Below are 20,012 nucleotides of genomic sequence, written 5' to 3'. Positions count from 1 at the left end.
ACGCTGGCGGACAGCGGATTTCCCCACAGGTCCGTGGCGGGTGGGATTGTCAGTTGGTGTGGGCTGTGGGTGTCTGCTCGATCAGGGCGGCGGTGGCGCGGTCGAGGAATTCGCAGAACAGCTTGTGCTCGTCGGAGGTGAATCGGTCGGTCAGCGCGCGTTCGAGCACGATGACCTCCTGGTAGGCGTGATCGAGCAGGTCGAGGCCGGCCGGGGTGAGACTGGCGATCATGACTTTCGCATGCAGGGGAGACGGTTTGCGATCGATGACCCCCTTGTTCTGCATCCCGGTCAACACGGTGGCCATGCTCTGCTGGGTGACTCCGCACGCGCGGGCCAGCTGGGCGCCGGACATGCTGTCCTCCCGGGACAGGGTCAGTAGCACCGTGTACTGGGTCATGGTCAGCCCGTAGCCGCGCAGCACCGCTTCGTGGTGGGCCATCAGCGCCTGCTCGGCGCGACGGATCCGGGTGCACACGTATTCCCCGACGGGCACGTCCACCATGTCACAACTCCCTAAGTTGACTCAGTTACCTGACAATGCTTTAGTTCTGAGTATCAGGATACTGAGTTGACACAGAAGGTTGAATGTGATGAAGGCTGTTGTTCTGGGCGCCGATGACCAATTCCGCATCTCCGAGGTGGCTGAGCCGGTGCCCGGGCCGGGCGAGGTCGCGATCCGGGTCGCCTACGCGGGGGTGCAGTACGGTGATGTGCTGGTCCGGGCGGGGCATTTCCCGATCCCGCGCCCGTTCGTGCCGGGCTTCGAAGCGGCTGGTTTGATCGTCGCGGTCGGCGACGGCGTGGACGAGACGCGGATCGGCGAGCAGGTGATCGCGCTGATCGGCGGGGGCGGTTACGCCGAGGTGGTGATCGCGCCGGCCGTGCTGGCGATCAACGCCGCCGGGGTCGGCCTGCGCGATGCCGCGGGGTTCGGGTGGGTCGCGCCGACCGCCTACGACCTGATCAACTCGGTTGCCGGGGTGCGGGCCGGGGACAGTGTCCTGATCCATGCCGCCGCCGGTGGTGTCGGCTCGCTGGCCGGGCAGTTCGCCGCGCTCGCGGGTGCGGAGCGGATCGTCGGGGTGGTCGGCAATGCCGGACAGGTCGATTACGCGCGCCAGTTCGGCTACCACGAGGTGCTTGTGCGGGAAGAGTTCCCCGATGCGCTGGGCGAGGAGAAGTTCGATGCGATCCTCGATCCGATCGGCGGCGCAACTCGGGTCGCAAATCTGGCGCGGTTGGCGCCGCACGGCCGGATCGTGGTTTACGGCAACATCGCCACCTTCGAACCGGTCACGGTGTCGGCCAATGACCTGCTGATGCAGGGCCAGTCGCTGCTGACCTACAACAGCAACCTGGCCAGCCAGATCAACCCGAAGCGGTTGGCCGACAGCGCCGCCCGCGCCATGACCCTGGTCGCCGACGGGGCGGTGCGCATCGACATCACCGCCGAATACGCCCTCGCCGATGTCGAGACCGCGATCGCCCACCTGGAAGATGGAGCGACCCGAGGCAAGAGCATCGTCCACATCGGGTGAGTCCCGGTCGCCGATCCGGCCGGGACTCCCCGTCGCGTGTCCCGCGCTGGATCGGTAACTGCGCTGCCTGGCGCAAATACCTTCGGTGATCGGAAAGTCGCGCATGTCCAATCGGGTGTGGCGGGTATGGTCGTTCGCTGGTGGCGGGTACTCCGAGGGATGTCGAGGGGTGGCTATGGCTGGGCGACTGGTGGCTGTACTCGGTGCTGTCGTTGTGGGGGCGGGGGTGTTGGTGTGCGCTGAGCGGGCTGCTGTGGCGGTGCCCGAGGCGAATGCGGTGGGAGTCGGGCCGTGCGTGGGCGATCCGGTGGCCACCCATGAGCCGCTGGTGCCGAAGACGATCGAGGTGCCGATTCCATATCCGGTGGTCACTGTGCTTCCGCCGCAGCTGCCGGAGCCTGCGCCCAAGCGGGTCGTGATGGAACTGCCCGCCGATCCGTGCACCAACCCGTGTCCGGATCTCACCGACGGGCCGGTGCCGCCACCCGGTCTGGCCAGTCGGCTCGGGATTCCGGAAGTTCTGTTGAGCCTCAAGCCTTTCCACTTCGCGGTTCCCGGACCAGGAGCGCAACCGGGGTCCGTGCAGCCGCGGCCCGCTCGGGTCGATCCGCCGACCGAACCCGCCGCGCAAACACCGCAGCGTCGTGCGCCACGAGTCGGTGCGGTGCGCGAGGTGGCCAAGGAGACCGGTGCGAACTCGGTCAACCGCACCGACAAGCGGTGGCAGGTGGACGGGACCGACCTCGGCATCATGTGGGAGAGCGCACCGGGGGAGATCGCGACCGCCTTCGGTGACACGGTCGGGCGCGGGTTCCACCCGCCCGGCGGGATGGGCACGGACTGGCGCAGTAATGTGCTGGCCTTCAGCACCGATCGGGATCTCTCCGACGGTATGACATACGACCGGATGGTGACCGACGATCGTTGCCACGCAGCCGAAGTACTGTCCAGTCGCAAGCTCGACAATGTCGAGGTGACCACGATTCCGACCTCCGGATTCGCCATCGGTGACCGGCAGTACCTGAGCTACATGGCAATTCGCACCTGGAACAGCATCCCGGGCACCTTCTTCACCAACTACGGCGGCATCGCCTACTCCGACGATCACGGCCAAACCTGGACCAAGGACCCGTACGCGCGCTGGGACAATATCTTCGGCCTCGCGAACTTCCAGGTCAGTGCGATGGTGCCGCACGGCGACCACGTCTACGTGTTCGGCACGCCCAACACCCGCCTCGGCGCGGTCGGCCTGGCCAGGGTGCCGAAGGACCAGATCCTCAACACCACCGCGTATCAGTATTGGCGTGACGGACAGTGGACGCCGGTCGGTGGATTCGCCGCCGCCACTCCGATTGTCGATGCGCCGGCCGGTGAGTTGTCGGTCCGCTTCGACGCGGCACGAAATATCTGGCAGATGAGCTATCTCGAGACGGCGAAGGCGGCCGTTGTTATCCGCGAATCGGATTCACCGCAGGGGGAGTGGTCCGAGAGCACGCCGACGGTGACGGCGCGGGCCTACCCGGAGCTCTACGGCGGCTTCATCCACCCGTGGTCCTCGGGTTCGGACTTGTACCTCAATATTTCGACCTGGAGCGACTATAATGTCTATCTGATGCACGCCACGGTGGAGTGATTCGCGCGAAAAGTCCTGCTTCTCAGGCGAATCGGATCTCGGCAATGGCGCGCCCGAAGAGCTTGCGCCCCTCCGAGGTGCCCGCCATCATGACCGTCGCGGTCCGCCGCGCCGGATTCAAGGACTTGATCTTGCCGGTGAATTCGATCGTGCTCGGCGCATCGCTCGTCACCGGAACAAACCCCGAGAACCGCACGCTGAACTTCTCGATCGCGGTCGGATCACCGACCCACGAGGTCAGGTAGCCGGAGGCAAGACCCATGGTGAGCATCCCGTGCGCCACCACGGTCGGCAGCCCGGCCAGCGTTGCGGCCTGCTCGCTGAAGTGGATCGGGTTGGGATCACCCGAGACGCCTGCATAGTTGGCCAGGTCGCCACGAGTCACCTCGGCGCTACCGGCCGGGAGCTGATCGCCGACCGACAGCTGGTCGAAGTCGGGCAGGCTGAGCACGAGTGCGCTCGGCGGCGAGAGGCGCGCAGGCTCGGCGTCGTCGGTGTCGAGGGAGATGAGTGAGCTCTTGGCTGCCGCGGGGGTGGTCAGCGGGACGGCGTGCATCACGATGCTCTCCACCGTCTCGGCGATATTCGTGTCGACCTCGACGCCGCGGCGCGCGACGATCGTGGTCGATCCGGTCTGCACGACCGCGCCGTGCTGGTCGGTCAGCGCGAAGCCGACCAGGATGAAATCGTTGTCACCGAACTGCCGGATCGATTCGATCACGATCTCGGTGGTGAGCCGGTCGCCCGCGAGGATCGGCCGCACGATCTCGAAGACCTGGTCGGTCTGCAGGATCTGGGAGAGGTCGTACTCGGTGAGTACCGAATCGAGCAGCGCGCGTGTCGCGGTGATGCCGATGACCGAGGAGAAGGTCGGCGGCGCGATGATGCCGTCATAGCCCAGCTTGCGCGCATCGGGCTCCCGCAGGTGCGCGCCGTGCTGGGCCTGGACGGCGCGCGCGAACTCGCGGACCTTCTCCCGGCCCACTACGTAATGGTCGCGGCTGCGGAATCGTCGTCCAGCCTGCGTCGGTGTCTGCGCCACAACATCCGATTCCGGGTGTGCGATTGTCTGTTCCGTGCCCATGATCCGGGCCATGCTACTGGCCAACCGGTCCCTTGACCAGGTCAATGTGACGTCCGGCACCGCCTTGGTGTGGCCCTGCTACGGCGTCGCGGTCGGTGGATCGCAGACCTTCCAGCCAGCGTCGGTGCGTTCCAGATCGAAGGTCCGCGCCGACCGCTTGGCGCGATCGCCCTCGGTATAGACGGTGGCCTGCGCGATCGCGGTGTTGTCGGTGATCCGGATCGCGTCGACGCTGTCCACCACCGGAATGTTCTTGCGCTCCACCGACAATTGGTGCACACCCTCGAATTGATCGGTCGGGATGTTCTTGTAGAACTCGTGCAGCGGACCGCATGTGGTGTCCTGCAGCGTTGTCAGGTCGCCGGTCTTCAAGGCCTGGGTGTAATCGGAGATGGCGCTGCGGACCTTGGCCTCCGGGGTGTTGTTGCGGGAATTGCTGATGAGCACCACCGCCAACGTGATGAGCGCCACGACGACGAGCGCCGCCGCGGCAAGCATCGAGGTGGGCCAACGCTTCGAGCGTCCGGCCGGCGCTACGGGCTCGGCGGCAGCCGGCTGCGGCTGAGCGGGTGGCGTGATGCGCTGCGGCGGGGCGATCTGGCGCGGCTGCGGCGGGCGCGGGGCCGCGGGCGGGCCGGACAGCGATTGCCCCGGGCGGGTCACCTGCATATCCGCCGGTGACGGCGCCGAGTTGACCCGTCGAGGGGTGGCGATCGGACGCGGTGGCGACGGTTGGGTCTGCTCGGTCGGCGGCGTGCCGGGTGCGTTCTGCGGTGGTGCCGAAGAACCTTGCGCTGCGGGTTGTTTCGGGCCGGACGCGGGCCGAGGCGTGCTCGGCGGCCTGGTGATCGGGGCCGGACGGCCGGATGGCGACGTGACACGGTCGGTGCCGGGCTTTCTACCGGCTCCGGGAGTCTGCATCCGCTGGGTCGCGTCGCTGTCGGCGCGCTTCTGGATCGGTATCGCCGTGGTCTTGGCGTCGTCTGCCGGGTTGGGGACGATCCGCATCGCGACGGTCTGCGCGTCGGCGCCCGCGATATTCGGCTCGTCGGGACCGGCCTCCTGTGGTTTGTCGGTCGCCGATTTGTCGGCTGCCGGGGTCGCCGTCGGCAAGGAGACGGTCTTGGCATCGGCGGCCGCGATATCCGCGGGTGCGTCGGAGGACGCGTCGCCATCAGCGGGCTTGTTTGCCGGGGTCGCCCTGCGCATCACGACGGTCGCCGCGCTGGAATCGGCCAGTTCTGCCGCAGCGGCCGCGCGTTGTGCCTCATCGGTTGTCTCGGCATCGGACCCTGATCGACTCGCCGAGGCGTCACGCTTGATCACCGCGGTTTCCGCATCGGGGCCGGCGGCTGGAGCGGCGGCGTCGGCCGGCGTCCGGCTCGCCGAGCTGTCGCCTCGGATAACGGTGGTTCGGTCGTCACCGCCGCCGGCACTGCCACCGCTGGCGGCCTCGGAGGTGGACTTCGTGGCGCCTGCTGTGGCGGGGCCGGCGGCTTCGGCGGACGCTGCGGTGTTCGTGCCTGCGGTAGCGGACACGGATTGGATCGGACGGCCGGGAATCGTCTCCGCGTCGGGTGCGCCCGATGCCGCTGTGCCCGACGCTGCACCAGAAGACGCAGTGCTGGACGCGGGTTTGCTCGCGGCTTTGCCGGAAGTGGATTCGTCTGCGGTCTTCTCCGACGCGGATTCGCTCGCCGCCTGGCCCGACGCCGATTCGCCCGACTTGATCGGTGTCGTTTCCGGCTCGGATTTCGGGTTCGCGTCCGCAGACTTGCTGGAAGCAGACGGGATGGGTGTGGTTTCCGGAGTTGGGTCGGCAGGCTTGCCGGGCCCGCCCGGCGTCGGAGTGTCAGGCCGGTCGGACGTTGCAGCGGCCGGTGTGGCCGGTGTCGCAGCGGACGGCACGGACGGTGTCTCAACAGTTGGTGCGGATTGAGTTGGTGCGGATTGCGTTCCGGCGGGCGGCACGGACGGTGTTGCGGGGGTTGGTGCGGATTTCGTTCCGGCGGGCGGCACGGACGGTGTTGCGGGGGTTGGTGCGGATTTCGTTCCGGCGGGCGGCACGGACGGTGTTGCGGGGGTTGGTGCGGATTTCGTTCCGGCGGACGGCACAGATGGTGTCGTGGGGGTTGGTGCCGCCGGTGTCCCAACGGTCGGCGCAGACGTTGCCGTGGCGGCCGATGTCGTGGCGGCGACGGCGTCCTTCCCACCATCGGATTCTTCGGACGTGCCGGACTTGCCCGACGTACCGGAGGTATCCGTTCGAGCCGAGGTTCCCGACTGCTTCTCGGCAGCCTTGGTGGACAGGGGCTGGGTCGGTGCGGCGGCTGTGCCGCTCTGCGCGGTATCCGAGGCGGATGTCCGTTCCGCGGGCGCGTCCGGGCGCGCGGCGTCCGCGGCCTGGTCGGCGGCACCGGCGCTACCTTGCGCCGGATTCTTCTTGTCGTTCGGGTCGGACAACTGATACCCCTCGCTCACGCGGAACTGTTGAACTCGACGGTCAGCCTAATAGGCGCACCCGGAGGTAGTCCGTCTTTACTGGTCCGTCGGCTTCTGCCCGTCGCTGGTGATTCCCCTGTCGCCGCACTTCGCCCCACCGGGTGCACAATGATCCACATGACCTCGTTCGGTGACCTGCTCGGACCGCAACCGGTACTCCTGCCCGAAAACTCCGAAGCGGAGGAGGCCTTGCTCGACAAGGTCGACCCCGTACAGGTCGCGGCCGCCCATCCCGCGGCCTCGATCGCGTGGGCCCACCTCGCGGAGGCCGCGCTGGCCCGGGGTGGCAGCGACGACGCCGCGGCGGTGGTCAATCACGACATCGTTGCCGCGTACGCCTTCGCCCGCACCGGCTACCACCGCGGCCTCGACCTGTTGCGTCGCAACGGGTGGAAGGGTTTCGGTCCGGTGCCGTGGAGCCACGAACCCAACCAGGGCTTCCTGCGGTGCGTCGGCGCGCTGGCCAAGGCGGCGCGTGCGATCGGCGAGACCGAGGAATACGCTCGCTGCCTGGATCTGCTGGAGGACTGTGACCCACGTGCCGCGTCCGAGCTCGGCCTGGACTGAGTCGTAGTTGTTCGACCTGAACTCCCGCGTGGACGTTGCGCGGATGAGCAGTATGGACCGGCTGCGCAGCTCCTGGCGGCGGCTACGACTGTCCGCGCTGCCGATCGTCCAGTGTGCTGTCGGCGCGGCGCTTGCCTGGTTTATCGCGCACAACGTCATCGGCCATAAAATTCCGTTCTTCGCACCGACCGCGGCCGTGGTGTCGATCGGCATCTCCTTCGGCGCCCGGCTGCGCCGGTCGGTGGAGTTGGTGGTCGGCGTCGCGGTCGGCATCGGCATCGGCGATCTGTTCATCACCCGCGCGGGCACCGGGGTCTGGCAGATCGCTCTGGTGGTGGCCGTCGCGATGGCGGCGACGGTGTTTCTCGACGGTGGCTCGATCATCTCCATGCAGGCCGCCAGCTCCGCTGTGCTGGTCGCGACATTGCTGCCGCCATCGGCAGGCGGTGGTTTCTCGCGCATGATCGACGCGTTGGTCGGCGGGCTGGTCGGTGTGGTCGTCGTTGCGTCGATTCCTTTGCATCCGGTGCGCAGGGCCCGAGAGCAGGCCGCGGAAGTTCTTGCGGTGATGGGCAAATCGCTCACCGAATGCGCGGACGGCCTGCTCGAGCAGGACGCGGACAAGATCCGCGCGGTACTGGACTCGGCCCGCGCGACGCAGCCGCAGATCGATGGTCTGCGCTCAACCCTGGAGGGCGGCAGGGAGATCAGCAGGATCTCGCCGCTGTACTGGAATTCGCGCACGCGCCTGGAACGCATCCGGGCCACCGCCGACCCGCTGGACAACGCGATCCGCAACACCAGGGTGCTGCTGCGCCGTTCGCTCACGCTGGTGCAGGACGACGAAATCCTCGACCCGCGGCTGATCGACCTGGTCGAGCGACTCGCGCAGGCCGTCGATGTGGTGCGTCGGATGATGCTCGCCGACCCGGGCGATCAGCCCGACCAGGCCGAGGCGGCGCGGGTGCTGCGCTCGGTCGCCAAGAGTGCGCGGCCGGAACTCGTTGCGGGCGCTGGGCTTTCGGCACACGTGGTGTTCGCGCAGGTGCGTTCGATGGTGGTCGACCTGATGCAGGTGTGCGGCATGCAGCGTATTTCCGCCATGGCGCTGCTGCCGCCGACGGTGCCGCATCCGCACGTGCCGCCGGCGGAATGACCGGACTACTCAGCGGATTTCGGACATTCGATCGATCTGCGAGCGTGCCGCACCACCCGCCTGTGTCCGAATGCTGAGCTTGGAGTAGTCCGCTACTCGTGTTCCCGCGCACTGCCGGTCATAGCGTGTAGTGGTAACCGCAGTACGAGGGGTGTTGCGGTGCACCACTTCGCACGACTGTGCACGCTCAACCGGCCATTCGGTGTGGTGGCCGGCCGGGCGCGCCGCGATCGGCGGGGATCGGTCGCCCGGTCCTGGCATTCGGACCGGGCGACCTGCGCGGTCGATCGCGGGGCGCATGCTCGGCCCCGAGCGTCAGGTCCAGAAGCGAGTCAGGAAACTGCCGAAACGCGACCAGTCGGACGGGACGCCGGACAATTCGTACAAGGCATAGACCGCGTCGAAGAACACCCTGTTGATTTCAGGCGTGAAAAGCAGCGCGAACAGGATCAGCATGCCGAACGGCTTGAACTGGTCGAGCGAACGCCGGGTTTGATAGCTCAGCGACGGCTCGAGAATCCCGTAGCCGTCGGTTCCCGGGATCGGCAGGATGTTCAAAAGCGCTGCGGTGACTTGCAGGAACGCCAGGAAGCTGAGCCCGTACCAGAACGCGGGATGGGACTGCGCGCTGCCGAGCAGGCGCACTATCGCCAGCAGCACGACCGCGCAGAACGCGTTCGTCGCAGGCCCTGCGCCGCTGATGAGTCGCTGGGTGCGTGGGCTGAAGTCGGCTGCTCGCACGTAGACCGCGCCACCGGGCAGGCCGATGCCGCCGAGTGCGATGAACACCATCGGCAGCACGATCGACAGCAGCGGGTGGCTGTATTTGAGTGGATTCAGCGTGAGGTAGCCGCGCAGCTCGACCTCGTTGTCGCCCGCCCGCCATGCCGTGAAGGCGTGTGCGAACTCGTGCAGGCAGACGGTGATGATCCAGCCGAACAGCACCAACACGAACACGCCGAACTTTGCCCGCGTCGAATCGAGCTCGGCGCCCCAGGCCAAGACGCCGCCTGCCACGGTGATCGCGACGACGAGCAGGAAGATAGGGCTCGGCCGGACTGCGCCGAGACCGGAGCGCCGACCCTTGGGGAACGAACGGTTCATCGGACCAATAGCCAGGGTTCGTGATGTCGATAGAACGTCGAGCGCGGTACGACGCGGTCGTTGGCGATGCCGTCACGGGTCACCACCGCACCGGGGGTGCCGAGCTGTGCGGCACGGCCCGCCACCCAGCGGCGCTTGCGTATGCCCTTCCGGACGGCAGCGCGAACGCCGGGCATCTCCAGCGTCGGCGAAATGTGCATGGCCTTCACTGTGCCGGAAAACAGCAAGGTGTCGTCCACGTAGGCCTCGCCCTCCAGCTTGTCGCCGCCGGGGCCGGTGATCGTCGCCCGCCCGACCAGCACGGTGCCGGTGTCGTCGCGGATCAGCGGCGTTTCCTTGGCCCTACCCCCCAGTGCCCGCTTGGCCGCCGCATTGCCGGTGCCGGTCTGGTAGGCGCGGGAGCCGTAGGTCTTGTCGACCGGCACGTAACCGATCTCCACGTGCAACCGTTCGGTCCGCATCAAGTGGGTCAGTACTGCGGCAAGTGCGGCATCGGCGCCGAGCACGATCAGTCGGGGCAGGCTGTCGGCGGCGAGCACGGGCAGCAGCGCATCGATGTGGCCGGTATCCGGAATGGCAGAGGTCTGGGAGTTCGGTAACGATGCGAGAGCGATGGGTACCGGTGCGCCGTCGCAACGGAGAACGTGGGTACTCAAACTGCGGTACACCCTCCTGGTCCGGCCGACGACCGTCGGTTTCCGCGAACCCCCTGCTTTTGGTCCGCTTCGGGTGTCACCCTAGCCGCGTACGGCTTTGGTGACACGGTCGCCAAGCCTACGGGCTGAACCGGTTCGCTGCCGCTGTCGGTGCTTCGGCTAGACTGTGCTTCCGGCCACCGCCTCAATACGGCAGGTAGCTGCAACACAGGGCTTTTCCCGCCCCGCCGACTCCGTCGGCTGCCATCCCCCGGGGTGTTGCGCGTCGAACCGTAGGAGACGAGACAATGCCGGCAATCGTCCTGATCGGCGCCCAATGGGGCGACGAGGGTAAGGGCAAAGCAACCGATCTGCTCGGTGGCAGGTTGCAATGGGTGGTCCGGTACCAGGGCGGCAATAACGCCGGCCATACCGTGGTGTTGCCCAACGGCGACAAGTTCGCGCTGCACCTGATTCCCTCCGGCATCCTCACCCCTGGCGTGACCAACGTCATCGGCAACGGCGTCGTCGTCGATCCCGGCGTGCTGCTCGCGGAGCTGGCCGGACTGGAGGAGCGCGGCGTCGACACCTCGGGTCTGCTGCTCTCGGCCGACGCGCACCTGATCATGCCGTACCACGTGGCCATCGATAAGGTCACCGAGCGCTTCCTCGGCAACAAGAAGATAGGCACCACCGGTCGCGGCATCGGCCCGTGCTATCAGGACAAGGTTGCGAGGGTCGGCGTCCGGGTCGCCGATGTGCTCGACGAGAAGATCCTCACCCAGAAGGTCGAAGCGGCCCTGGAGTTCAAGAACCAGGTTCTTGTGAAGATCTACAACCGTCGCGCCCTCGATCCGCAGCAGGTCGTCGACGAGGTGCTGGAGCAGGCGGAGAGCTTCAAGCATCGCATCGCCGACACCCGACTGCAGTTGAATCTAGCCCTGGAGCGGGGTGAGACCGTGCTGCTCGAGGGCTCGCAGGGCACTCTGCTCGATGTCGATCACGGCACTTACCCGTACGTGACCTCGTCCAACCCGACCTCCGGCGGCGCTGCCGTCGGCGCGGGCGTCGGGCCCAACAAGATCAACACGGTGCTCGGCATCCTCAAGTGCTACACCACCCGCGTCGGCTCGGGCCCGTTCCCGACCGAGCTGTTCGACAACTACGGTGAGTTCCTGGCCAAGCAGGGCGGCGAGGTCGGCGTGACCACCGGCCGGGCCCGCCGTTGCGGCTGGTTCGATGCGGTCATCGCCCGCTACGCGACCCGGGTCAACGGCGTCACCGACTACTTCCTCACCAAGCTCGATGTGCTCTCCAGCCTGGAGACCGTGCCGATCTGCGTCGCCTATGAGATCGACGGCGAGCGGGTCGAACAGATGCCGACCACGCAGACCGAATTCCATCACGCCAAGCCGATTTACGAAGAAATGCCCGGCTGGTGGGAAGATATTTCGCAGGCCAAAACTTTCGAGGAACTGCCCGCCAACGCGCAGGCATACGTGCTACGGCTGGAGGAACTCTCCGGTGCACGTATTTCGTGCATCGGTGTCGGCCCGGGCCGTGATCAGACAATTGTCCGCCACGACGTGTTGGCCTGAGCGGCTGACCGGTCTGTACTCGGTTCGGCGCGGTGTGGGCTGACTCTGTCCGCCCGCGCCAACCAGGGACGAAAACCGTCTGAATTGCTGTGGCAGTTCATCGTTCGTTGGCTTCGATCATGATCGGTGAACAACTACAGTTAGAGCATGGCTCGGAATTGGCCGATGGTCGAGCGCGAGACCGAGTTCGAGGCGATCCGCGCAGCGCTCAGTGGTACCGACTATGTCGGCACGGTGCTCACCGGCGACGCCGGGGTGGGCAAGACAACGCTGGCGAGACAGGCGACGGCCGCCATCGGCGGCAATGTTCGATGGGTGGCGGGCACCGAATCGGCACGGAGCATCCCGCTGGGCGTCTTTGCGCACATGGTCGGGGTCTACACAGCCCGTGACCCGGTGACGTTCATGTCCGCGGCGCGGGAAGCGCTGCTCGCGGACGGGCACACGATCATCGGCGTCGACGACGCACACCTGCTCGACCAACTGTCGGCCACGCTGCTGCTGCAGCTTGCCATCGACAAGGCCGCTCATATCGTGGCGACGGTCCGCAGCGGGGTGCCGGTTCCCGACGCGGTCACCTCGCTGTGGAAAGACGGCCACCTGCTGCGCATCGACCTGAGCCCGTTCACCCAGCGCCAGAGTGTCGACCTGGTCGAGTCCATGCTCGGTGGGCAGTTGGAGGGCTTCACCGCCAACCTCATGTGGGAGTCCTCCGGCGGAAATGCCCTGTTTCTCAGGCATTTGGTGGAGGGCGCGATCGAGGCGGGCACGCTGCGTCAGGTCAACGGGGTGTGGCAGCTGCGCGGCCGGGCCGCGGTCACCTCGGAATTGGCCGCGCTACTGGAGGATCGGGTCGAGCAACTGCCGGAGCCGGTGCTACGGGTGCTCGAGTTGCTCACCTTCTGTGAGCCGATCGACCTCGATGTGCTTGCCGAGCTGGCCGGCGAGGAAGCCGTCGAGGCGGCCGAAAACCGTGGTGTGATCAGGGTTGTCCAGAACTCGCACCAATTGATCGTGCGCTACAACCACCCGCTGTTCGGCGAGGTGATCCGGCGCAGGCTGGGCATCGCCTCGGCCCGCAGGCTGCGTGGACGGCTGTACTCCTCGCTCAAGGAGCGGCGCATCAATTCCGCCGCCGACCGCATCCGGCTGGCCGAATTGGCTTTGGACAGCGACAAATCCGCCGATCTCGAGCTGTTCGAGGCGGCGGCGGCGGATGCGATCGGGCTGGCGAACCTGCCGCTCGGTGAGCGTTTTGCCAGGGCGGCGGTGGAACGTCAGGGCGGTGTCGAGGCGGCGGATCTGCTCGCGCGGGCGCTGCTCTGGCAGGGCCACCGCATCGAGGCCGAGCGCACTCTTGCCACATTCGACCCCGATCAGCTGAACGAAGTGCAGCTGGCGCGTTGGGGCAGCACTCGGGTCTCGAATCTGCTGTGGGCCGTTGGTGATGCCGATCGCGCCGACGAGGTGCTCGCATCGATCCGGGCCAGGGCGAAGCATCCGAAAATCGTGGCTACGCTCACCGGACTCGCCTCGGCGTGCGCAGTCAACGAGAACCGGCTCGACGATGCGTTCACCGATGCCGAATCCGTGATGTCGGCCGCAGGATCGCCGCCGTGGGCGGTGTGGTGGGCGTCGTTCGGCGGCGGACTTGCCCTGGCGCTGATGGGCAAAGGTGAGGCCGCCCGACAGTACGTGACGCGCGGGCACCAGGTGGAATCCCACATCGATGGGCTCAACCGGTTCATTTCGACGCACGCCGAGGTGCTCGCGCTGACCTTGACCGGCGACCTGGAAGCCGCTCGGCGTTGCGCCGCAGCATATTTCGGCTATTCCGCGCCGGGCCAGTATCTGGCGTGGGGTATGTCGAAGATTCTGCAGGGCACCGTCGACGTGGCCAAAGGTCAATTCCTGGACGGCATCGAGCATCTCGAACAGGCGGTGGCTGCCCTCTCGATGGAGGGCGCGGCGGCCTGGATGATCCCCGCGAGAATCCGCTTGGCGGAGGCGTATTCGGCGCTCGGCCGCACCGCCGAGGCCGCCGAGACCATTGCCGAGGTCACCGCGCGCAGTGGCAGGCACAGCGCGGTGTACGACCCGCAGCTGGAGATCGCCAAGGCCTGCATGGCCGCCGCCGAAGGCACTGTCACCCCGGCCATCCGATCGGCGATGGGCGCGGCCGACTCCGCCGCCCGGTCGCATCAGTACGCCATCGAGGCGATGGCGCTGCACGTGGCTGCCCGGTTCGGCGATCATTCGGTCGCGGGCAGACTCGCCGATCTGGCAGCCAAAATCGACGGCAGGCTGGTGCAGGCACAGGCCAAGCACGCGGTCGCGCTCGCCGCCCACGACGGGCCGGGGCTCGATGCGGCGTCGGCCGAATTCGAGCAGATCGGCGCGCTGCTCTCGGCCGCGGACGCTGCCGCCCAAGCCGCCTCCGCGCACGAACGTGGCGGCGATCGCCGCCGTCTGCTGGAGTCCGCCGCGGCGGCAAACCGACTGTCCGCCGCCTGCGGTGGTGCGAGCACCCCGGCGCTGCGCCAGGCCGCCCAGCCGCTGCCACTCACCTCTCGGGAACGCGAAATCGCGAATCTCGTTGCGGCAGGCCTGTCCAACCGGCAAATCGCCGACCGCCTCACCGTCTCGGTGCGCACCGTCGAAGGCCATCTCTATCGCGCCTGCATCAAGATGGACGTCACCGACCGGGAGTCGCTGGGCGCGCTGATGCGAGGCGACTCGGGCTCCGCCTGACGCGGTATACGCCACGGCCGGCGATGGTCGCTTTCGCGGAACGGAGGAGGCGGTCACTTCATTAGCGTCGAGCCGCTCTTTTCCGGTCTGACGACATCCGGACAACGGCTATGGTGCGTGCGCATGTGCAGAGGCCGCACTGCCTGACCTGAAGCCTGGTCGGCGCCATCCTCGGTGGCACTGCGGTCGCCGGTTTCGGCGCGACCAGCCACCCCCACAATCACGCCGCCGCTAGTGCGGCGCGACCAGCCGTTGCAGTAGATCGCGCAGGGTTTCCTGCTCGGCTGTCGTCAGCGGCGACAGCGGTGAGTCGGTGTGCAGGCCGACCAGTACCTCGGCGCGGCGGTCGTGACCGGTCTTGGTGAGCACAATCTGTTTCGCCCTGCGGTCGGTCGGGTGCGGGTGCCGTTCGATCAGTCCCTGCTGTTCGAGTCGATCGAGGACGAATGTCGCGTTGGACGGTTCGCAGAAGATTCGGGCCGCGAGTTCTCGTGCGGTGATCGGTTCGGAGAGCTCACGCAGCATGACGACCTGAGTCGGCGTCAGGCCGAGCTCGTCGGCAACGCGACGCGCGTTGGTGTCGAGCTGGTGCGCGAATTGGTGCACCAGCCTGCACATATCCCGGTCGATCTTGCTGTCCGCGGACGTGTCCGGCCGTCTTGCCATGGCTCGAGTCTAGCGCTGATGATTCGAACTGTGATAGTTCTAGTTCAAATCATTACAGTTAGAACTATTTTGGAGGGCGTGGATGCCACTTTCGTTGCTTTCGCTCATGCTCGTCGTCTTCAGCCTCACCACAGGCGAATTCGTGATCGCGGGCATTCTCCCGGACGTCGCCGCCGATCTGTCGGTGTCCGTTTCGGCGGCCGGTCTGCTGGTTACCGCCTATGCCGTCGGCATGATCGTCGGCGGGCCGGTCATCACCATCGCGACCGCGCGGCTGGCTCGTAAGCCACTGATCATCGGTCTCATCGCGGTGGCAGTACTGGCGAATCTCGGCTCGGCGGTCGCTCCGAACTACGCGGTGCTGCTGATCACGCGAGGTGCCGCGGGACTCGTCGTGGCCACATTTTTCGCCGTCGCGATCGCGACAGCCGTGTCGACCGCACCGCCGGATCGACAGTCCGCCGCGGTGGCGAAAGTGGCACTCGGCATGAATCTGGGCATCATTCTCGGCACCCCGATCGGCACCCCGATCGGCACGCTCATCGGCCAAAGCTTCGGCTGGCGAGCAACATTCGCGACGGTGGGGGTCTTCGCGGCCGGCGCAGTGCTGATGGTGCTGCGGTTCGTTCCGGTGCTGCCGGTGCACGCGACCGGGCCGGTGCTGCCGGAACTGCGGGTCTTCGCCAACCGTGATGTCCAGATGGCGATCGCGCTGACGGCCGTCGGCAATGTCGGGCTGGTCATGGTCTTCAGCTACATCGCGCCTTTGCTCACCGAGGTCGCCGGATTCGCCGACGGCGCGGTGCCCATCCTGCTGCTGGTGTACGGCGTCGGCGCGGTCATCGGGAACTTTCTCGGTGGCTGGTTGGCGGACAAATCCTTGCTGCCCTCGGTTGCCGGGTTGCTCGGCTGCCTCGCCGCCGCGCTGATGGTGATGTGGGCGGTCGGCGCGGATGCGGCGCCGGTGGCCGCATCGATATTCGTGATCGGCGTGTTCGGATTCGCGATCATTCCCGGGATGCAGACTCGCGTGATGGCAACCGCCAGTGCCGCACCGACACTGGCCATTGCGGTGAACGCCTCCGGATTCCAGCTGGCCGCCGCGTTCGCGGGGTGGCTCGGCGGGCGGGTCGGCGACAGTGCCTGGGGCCTGCGGTCGATCTATCTCGTCGGCGCGCTGCTGACCTTCGCGGGGTTGGTGATCGCGGTGTACATGGTGCACCGCGATCGCCGACCAGTGCTGACCGTGTGATCGCAGCAGACCTGTGGCGGTTCGGTCGCCGCCGCAGGCCGGGCGGTCAAGCGTCGGATCCGGCCCGGGTGAGGAATTCGGCGGCGGCGGGGGCCAGGATCTCGATGGACGGGTTATGGCTGAGTTTCGCGAGCTCCGTGTGCTCGGCATCGGGCAGCACGGCGGCAATGGCCTTGGCGCCCTTGCGGAGCAACGGGATGCTCTTGGTACCGGAGATCACCCGCGTCGGCACGGTGACGTGTGACCAGTCTTCGGCGCGCAAGGCCTCGCCACGCATGAACGGTTCCACCACCGCCCAGTCGTGCGCAATCGAGTACGCGGTGGCGAGCAGGCCCTTCCAGTACGGGGTAAATCGCATGACCGCCACCATGGCGCGCGGCATGCCCATGGCCTTGCTCATATAGAACCGCACGGTCTCCGCGCGGCGATCCGCGGCTATCAGCGCATGCAGTTCGGTGGTCAAATCTGCGGGCGGTACGTGGTTTTCGTGATCGACGACGAACGGCGGCTCGAACGCGACGATGCGCGAGATGCCAGGCACCCGGCCGGATTCCGCGGCTCGCAGCGCGAGCATGGCACCCGATGACCAGCCGAACAGGGCGGCCGACCCGCCGACTGCCTCGATCAGCGCGGCAATATCGTCGATTTCGTTCTCGACGTTGTACTCGCCCGGCGTATCGGTGCTGTCGCCACGGCCTCGGCGGTCGTAGTTGACGACCGTCAGGCCGTACTGCTGGGCGAGGGTCTCGGAAATCTCGACCATCTTGGGGAACTTGCGGAAGCTGAATGCGCCCCCGATCAGAATCACTGTTCCGGCGTCGCCTCCGACGTGCCGGTCGAATGCGATGACGGTGCCGTCGGCCGAGGTGACAGTCTCCATGGTCGTTCTTCTCCTGATAGTGCGTGCGTTGCTTCAAGAGATAAGACGGCGTGGGAGTGGCGAACTAATCGGTGGGATTCAAAACAGTGTCGGCTCGCCGAAGCCGGGGGTGCGTTCGATCTCCAGGAGATGCTGTTTGGTGGTGATGCCGCCCGGGGCCGAGAAACCGGTCAGGGCGTTGTCGGCGGCCAGTACCCGGTGGCACGGGATGATGAGGGGAATCGGGTTGCGGCCCAACGCTTGTCCGACGGCCTGGGCCGCGCCGGGGGCATTGATGCGGTCGGCGACCTGCCCGTAGGTGAGAGTGTGGCCCGGGTCGATGGCTCGGGTCACCTCGTACACGGCGCGGTGGAAGCTGGGAATCGTGCTGGTGTCCAAGGGAATCCAGCGCAGGTCGTCGAGGCTGCCGTCGAGGTGGGCGCGAATGCCTGCGATCGCTTCCGCGATCGGACCGGGCGGCGTCTGCTCGGGAATCTCGGCGCTGTCGGCACTGCTGCGGCGGCGGGTGATCCGTGCCCGGGTGGCCGCGGGGCTGGACTCGGGCAGCTGGAAGCGAATGACGGCGCCCTCGTTCCAGGCGATCGCGCAGATCCCGATCGCGGTGTCGAAGAGCGCCGCCCCGGTGGACGCGCGAGCGGATTCACTCATACCGTCAGTGTGCCTCCCGCGGCCGACAGATTTCGGCAGACAAGTCCAGTTTTGCGTAACTGGACTGGACTGCCTTTGGTGATCGGTCCGGATTCCGCCCGCTGCGCGGCGACGGCCGGTCGCGCCGTGCTCCCCAGGTCGGGATCCGGCATGTCGCTGCGTCCGTAGATCGCGGCGAGATCCGAGTATCGGCGCTGGTCTTCGTAGTACGACGGAGACCAGTCGGTCAGCGGGCCCGGTGCGCGGAACCGGTCGAGCCGGAAGATCTCCTCCGCCCGCTTCGGCGCGTAGTGGTAGGAGAGGTAAACGAAGAATCCGAGGACGAGCACCGTCACGATTGCGGTCATAACGGACAGCGTGCGCCGACTGGCCTTGCCAAGAAATATCCACTTGGTCGATACTGGACTTTATGTCGACAAGAGTGATTGGTGCCGCCAGCTTGACTCGGGACCTGGGGCAGTGGCGCAGTGCGGACGAGGGCGCGGAATCCGGTGAGTCCCGCAGGTCCGCGCGCCCGGCCTACCTGGCCCTTGCCGAGGGCATCCGGCTGCTCATCCACGACGGCAGGGCCCCACTCGGCGTGGCCCTGCCCAGCGAACGCGATCTCGCCGCCACCATCGGCGTCAGCCGCACGACCATCACCTCCACCTACGCGTTGTTGCGCGAGCACGGTTACCTGATCAGTCGGCAGGGCTCCCGCAGCACCGTGGCCCTGCCGCCTGCCATCCAGCACGACGGCGCCAAGCCTGCGCGCAGCATTCTGGCGCTGATGGCGCAGCCGGAATTGCCAACCATCGACATGACCTATGCCGCCATGGCCGCGCCACTGGAAATGCAGGACGCGTATTCGACAGCGCTGCATGGCCTTCCGCCCTACCTCATGACCCACGGCATGGACCCGGTCGGCGTGCTCGCGCTGCGCGAGGCGGTGGCCCGCCGCTACACCGAGCGTGGCCTGCCCACCGGAGCAGACCAGATCCTGATCACCCTCGGCGCCCAGCACGGCTTGCGGCTGCTGCTCAATGTGCTCACCGCTCCGGCGGCGCGGGTGTTGATCGACCACCCCACCTATCCGAACGCCATCGAGGCGATCCGCGATGTCGGCGCCCGCCCGGTGCCGGTGCCGCTGCGTCCCGAGACCCCGGGTTCGGGCTGGGATCTCGATGGAATCCGCAGTGCCGCACGGCAAACCGCGGCAACGCTGGCCTACCTGGTGCCCGACTTCAACAACCCGACCGGCCTGCTGCTGGACGCCGAGGGCCGCGCGGAACTGGCTGCCATCGCCCGCGACACCCGCATGACCGTGGTGATCGACGAGTCCATGATGGACCTGCACCTGACCGATGCCACCCCGCCACCGCCCGTCGCCGCCTTCGCCAAGGGCACCGAGATCGTCACCATCGGCTCGGCCTCGAAGTCCTTCTGGGGCGGCCTGCGCGTCGGCTGGATCCGCACCAACCAAGCGCTCATCACCAAGCTGCTCGGCATCCGCTCCACCGTCGACCTCGGCACCCCCGTGATGGACCAGCTGGCCACCACCTATCTGCTGGAGAATGCCGAGGCCATCCTCGACCGCCGCCGTGGTCAACTGCTCTCTCAGCGTGCCGCTCTGCTGGCGGCGCTCACCGAAGAACTACCCGATTGGCGCGTCACCACCGGTGCCGGTGGCATGTCCGTCTGGGCTCAACTTCCGGCCCCGGTCTCCACGGCCCTGGCGGCCACCGCCCCCAACCACGGCGTATTGCTCGCCGCTGGACCGAGATTCGGCGTACAGGGCGCTTTCGAGCGCTTCCTGCGCCTGCCGTTCACCCATCCGGAACCCGAACTCCGACTCGCGGTCAAGTCGATTGCCGCCGCTTATCAAGCGCTGACCCCGCGCGCGGCCGACCCGCTCCAGCCGCTGACCTGCTACTGAGACCTGTTCGGCCCAAAGGGTTTCGGGATGCACAGCCATGCGCTGGGCGCATACCGTCACTGTCTCGACGCGCAGTCGCG

The 20,012-nt window shown here is 67.1% G+C and carries 19 protein-coding genes; 10 read left to right on the top strand and 9 right to left on the bottom strand.

Going from position 1 to position 20,012, the window contains the following annotated elements; genetic code table 11:
* Positions 1-49: 49 nt before the first annotated feature.
* Positions 50-505, bottom strand: a complete 456-nt coding sequence (locus OHA42_RS02575; protein WP_406234246.1) for a MarR family winged helix-turn-helix transcriptional regulator — start codon at positions 503-505, stop codon at positions 50-52.
* 88 nt (positions 506-593) lie between these two features.
* Between OHA42_RS02575 and OHA42_RS02570 the strand changes: the two genes are divergently transcribed.
* Together OHA42_RS02570 and OHA42_RS02565 are read left to right on the top strand one after the other, a co-directional pair.
* Entirely contained in the window at positions 594-1,541 is a 948-nt protein-coding gene (locus OHA42_RS02570; RefSeq protein WP_406234244.1) for a zinc-binding alcohol dehydrogenase family protein, read from the top strand.
* A gap of 175 nt (positions 1,542-1,716) precedes the next feature.
* On the top strand, positions 1,717-3,174 hold the full coding sequence (locus tag OHA42_RS02565) for a DUF4185 domain-containing protein (RefSeq protein WP_406234243.1): 1,458 nt from the start codon (positions 1,717-1,719) through the stop codon (positions 3,172-3,174).
* Positions 3,175-3,196: 22 nt separating this feature from the next.
* Here OHA42_RS02565 and OHA42_RS02560 read toward each other — a convergent pair whose 3' ends face one another.
* On the bottom strand, positions 3,197-4,258 hold the full coding sequence (locus OHA42_RS02560; RefSeq protein ID WP_406234241.1) for a fused (3R)-hydroxyacyl-ACP dehydratase subunits HadA/HadB: 1,062 nt from the start codon (positions 4,256-4,258) through the stop codon (positions 3,197-3,199).
* 78 nt (positions 4,259-4,336) lie between these two features.
* Complete coding sequence (locus OHA42_RS02555; protein ID WP_406234239.1) at positions 4,337-5,797, bottom strand: hypothetical protein; 1,461 nt, start codon at positions 5,795-5,797, stop codon at positions 4,337-4,339.
* Between OHA42_RS02555 and OHA42_RS02550 the strand changes: the two genes are divergently transcribed.
* From OHA42_RS02550 to OHA42_RS02535, 4 genes are all read left to right on the top strand, one after another.
* Positions 5,778-6,197 carry a hypothetical protein gene (locus tag OHA42_RS02550; RefSeq protein ID WP_406234237.1) on the top strand — a complete coding sequence of 140 codons (420 nt, stop codon included), beginning with the start codon at positions 5,778-5,780 and terminating at the stop codon, positions 6,195-6,197. The two genes, OHA42_RS02555 and OHA42_RS02550, sit on opposite strands and share 20 nt — an antisense overlap.
* Before the next feature lie 186 nt (positions 6,198-6,383).
* On the top strand, positions 6,384-6,725 hold the full coding sequence (locus OHA42_RS02545; protein WP_406234235.1) for a hypothetical protein: 342 nt from the start codon (positions 6,384-6,386) through the stop codon (positions 6,723-6,725).
* Positions 6,726-6,877: 152 nt separating this feature from the next.
* Positions 6,878-7,327 (top strand): DUF3151 domain-containing protein, encoded by a 450-nt coding sequence (locus tag OHA42_RS02540; protein WP_328406975.1) that lies wholly within the window; start codon positions 6,878-6,880, stop codon positions 7,325-7,327.
* Positions 7,328-7,370: 43 nt separating this feature from the next.
* A complete protein-coding gene (locus OHA42_RS02535) occupies positions 7,371-8,483 on the top strand; it encodes an FUSC family protein (RefSeq protein ID WP_406234233.1) in 1,113 nt (370 codons plus the stop codon).
* Positions 8,484-8,798: 315 nt separating this feature from the next.
* Here OHA42_RS02535 and OHA42_RS02530 read toward each other — a convergent pair whose 3' ends face one another.
* Positions 8,799-9,587, bottom strand: coding sequence for a site-2 protease family protein (locus OHA42_RS02530; protein WP_406234231.1), 789 nt, complete (start codon positions 9,585-9,587; stop codon positions 8,799-8,801).
* On the bottom strand, positions 9,584-10,243 hold the full coding sequence (locus OHA42_RS02525; RefSeq protein ID WP_406234229.1) for a hypothetical protein: 660 nt from the start codon (positions 10,241-10,243) through the stop codon (positions 9,584-9,586). Before OHA42_RS02525 ends, OHA42_RS02530 begins: the two co-directional genes overlap by 4 nt.
* 287 nt (positions 10,244-10,530) lie before the next feature.
* Between OHA42_RS02525 and OHA42_RS02520 the strand changes: the two genes are divergently transcribed.
* A complete protein-coding gene (locus OHA42_RS02520) occupies positions 10,531-11,820 on the top strand; it encodes an adenylosuccinate synthase (protein ID WP_406234227.1) in 1,290 nt (429 codons plus the stop codon).
* Between the two features lie 147 nt (positions 11,821-11,967).
* On the top strand, positions 11,968-14,571 hold the full coding sequence (locus tag OHA42_RS02515) for a LuxR C-terminal-related transcriptional regulator (RefSeq protein ID WP_406234225.1): 2,604 nt from the start codon (positions 11,968-11,970) through the stop codon (positions 14,569-14,571).
* A 231-nt stretch (positions 14,572-14,802) separates the two neighbouring features.
* Here the strand turns inward: OHA42_RS02515 and OHA42_RS02510 are convergent, their stop codons facing one another.
* The gene (locus OHA42_RS02510) at positions 14,803-15,237 is read right to left on the bottom strand and encodes a MarR family winged helix-turn-helix transcriptional regulator (RefSeq protein WP_406234223.1); all 435 of its coding nucleotides are present in this window, start codon (positions 15,235-15,237) and stop codon (positions 14,803-14,805) included.
* Between the two features lie 82 nt (positions 15,238-15,319).
* Between OHA42_RS02510 and OHA42_RS02505 the strand changes: the two genes are divergently transcribed.
* Positions 15,320-16,489: an MFS transporter gene (locus OHA42_RS02505; RefSeq protein WP_406234221.1), complete on the top strand. Its 1,170-nt coding sequence runs from the start codon at positions 15,320-15,322 to the stop codon at positions 16,487-16,489.
* A gap of 46 nt (positions 16,490-16,535) precedes the next feature.
* On the opposite strand, the gene OHA42_RS02500 is transcribed toward OHA42_RS02505, so the two are convergent.
* The 3 genes from OHA42_RS02500 to OHA42_RS02490 all read right to left on the bottom strand — a co-directional run bounded on the left by OHA42_RS02500 (position 16,536) and on the right by OHA42_RS02490 (position 18,364).
* Positions 16,536-17,369: an alpha/beta fold hydrolase gene (locus OHA42_RS02500; RefSeq protein ID WP_406234219.1), complete on the bottom strand. Its 834-nt coding sequence runs from the start codon at positions 17,367-17,369 to the stop codon at positions 16,536-16,538.
* 78 nt (positions 17,370-17,447) lie between these two features.
* Positions 17,448-18,017, bottom strand: a complete 570-nt coding sequence (locus OHA42_RS02495) for a methylated-DNA--[protein]-cysteine S-methyltransferase (RefSeq protein WP_406234217.1) — start codon at positions 18,015-18,017, stop codon at positions 17,448-17,450.
* Positions 18,014-18,364, bottom strand: coding sequence for a hypothetical protein (locus OHA42_RS02490; protein ID WP_406234215.1), 351 nt, complete (start codon positions 18,362-18,364; stop codon positions 18,014-18,016). Before OHA42_RS02490 ends, OHA42_RS02495 begins: the two co-directional genes overlap by 4 nt.
* Positions 18,365-18,426: 62 nt before the next feature.
* Here OHA42_RS02490 and OHA42_RS02485 point away from each other — a divergent pair, with 62 nt between their 5' ends.
* Positions 18,427-19,932: a PLP-dependent aminotransferase family protein gene (locus OHA42_RS02485; RefSeq protein WP_406234213.1), complete on the top strand. Its 1,506-nt coding sequence runs from the start codon at positions 18,427-18,429 to the stop codon at positions 19,930-19,932.
* The last annotated feature ends 80 nt before the right edge of the window (positions 19,933-20,012 follow it).

It is taken from the genome of Nocardia sp. NBC_01009, assembly GCF_045208035.1.
Classification (GTDB): domain Bacteria; phylum Actinomycetota; class Actinomycetes; order Mycobacteriales; family Mycobacteriaceae; genus Nocardia.
The sequence above is the reverse complement of the archived record's forward strand: the minus strand, read 5'-3'. Positions and strand labels throughout refer to the sequence as shown.

What these genes read in the sequence shown, in the direction of transcription:
- OHA42_RS02495 (WP_406234217.1), bottom strand. Translation starts at nt 18,017, where the DNA reads ATGAGTGAATCCGCTCGCGCGTCCACCGGGGCGGCGCTCTTCGACACC.
- OHA42_RS02505 (WP_406234221.1), top strand. Translation starts at nt 15,320, where the DNA reads ATGCCACTTTCGTTGCTTTCGCTCATGCTCGTCGTCTTCAGCCTCACC.
- OHA42_RS02575 (WP_406234246.1), bottom strand. Translation starts at nt 505, where the DNA reads ATGGTGGACGTGCCCGTCGGGGAATACGTGTGCACCCGGATCCGTCGC.
- OHA42_RS02520 (WP_406234227.1), top strand. Translation starts at nt 10,531, where the DNA reads ATGCCGGCAATCGTCCTGATCGGCGCCCAATGGGGCGACGAGGGTAAG.
- OHA42_RS02515 (WP_406234225.1), top strand. Translation starts at nt 11,968, where the DNA reads ATGGCTCGGAATTGGCCGATGGTCGAGCGCGAGACCGAGTTCGAGGCG.
- OHA42_RS02535 (WP_406234233.1), top strand. Translation starts at nt 7,371, where the DNA reads ATGAGCAGTATGGACCGGCTGCGCAGCTCCTGGCGGCGGCTACGACTG.
- OHA42_RS02570 (WP_406234244.1), top strand. Translation starts at nt 594, where the DNA reads ATGAAGGCTGTTGTTCTGGGCGCCGATGACCAATTCCGCATCTCCGAG.
- OHA42_RS02510 (WP_406234223.1), bottom strand. Translation starts at nt 15,237, where the DNA reads ATGGCAAGACGGCCGGACACGTCCGCGGACAGCAAGATCGACCGGGAT.
- OHA42_RS02490 (WP_406234215.1), bottom strand. Translation starts at nt 18,364, where the DNA reads ATGACCGCAATCGTGACGGTGCTCGTCCTCGGATTCTTCGTTTACCTC.
- OHA42_RS02485 (WP_406234213.1), top strand. Translation starts at nt 18,427, where the DNA reads ATGTCGACAAGAGTGATTGGTGCCGCCAGCTTGACTCGGGACCTGGGG.
- OHA42_RS02540 (WP_328406975.1), top strand. Translation starts at nt 6,878, where the DNA reads ATGACCTCGTTCGGTGACCTGCTCGGACCGCAACCGGTACTCCTGCCC.
- OHA42_RS02500 (WP_406234219.1), bottom strand. Translation starts at nt 17,369, where the DNA reads ATGGAGACTGTCACCTCGGCCGACGGCACCGTCATCGCATTCGACCGG.
- OHA42_RS02560 (WP_406234241.1), bottom strand. Translation starts at nt 4,258, where the DNA reads ATGGGCACGGAACAGACAATCGCACACCCGGAATCGGATGTTGTGGCG.
- OHA42_RS02565 (WP_406234243.1), top strand. Translation starts at nt 1,717, where the DNA reads ATGGCTGGGCGACTGGTGGCTGTACTCGGTGCTGTCGTTGTGGGGGCG.
- OHA42_RS02530 (WP_406234231.1), bottom strand. Translation starts at nt 9,587, where the DNA reads ATGAACCGTTCGTTCCCCAAGGGTCGGCGCTCCGGTCTCGGCGCAGTC.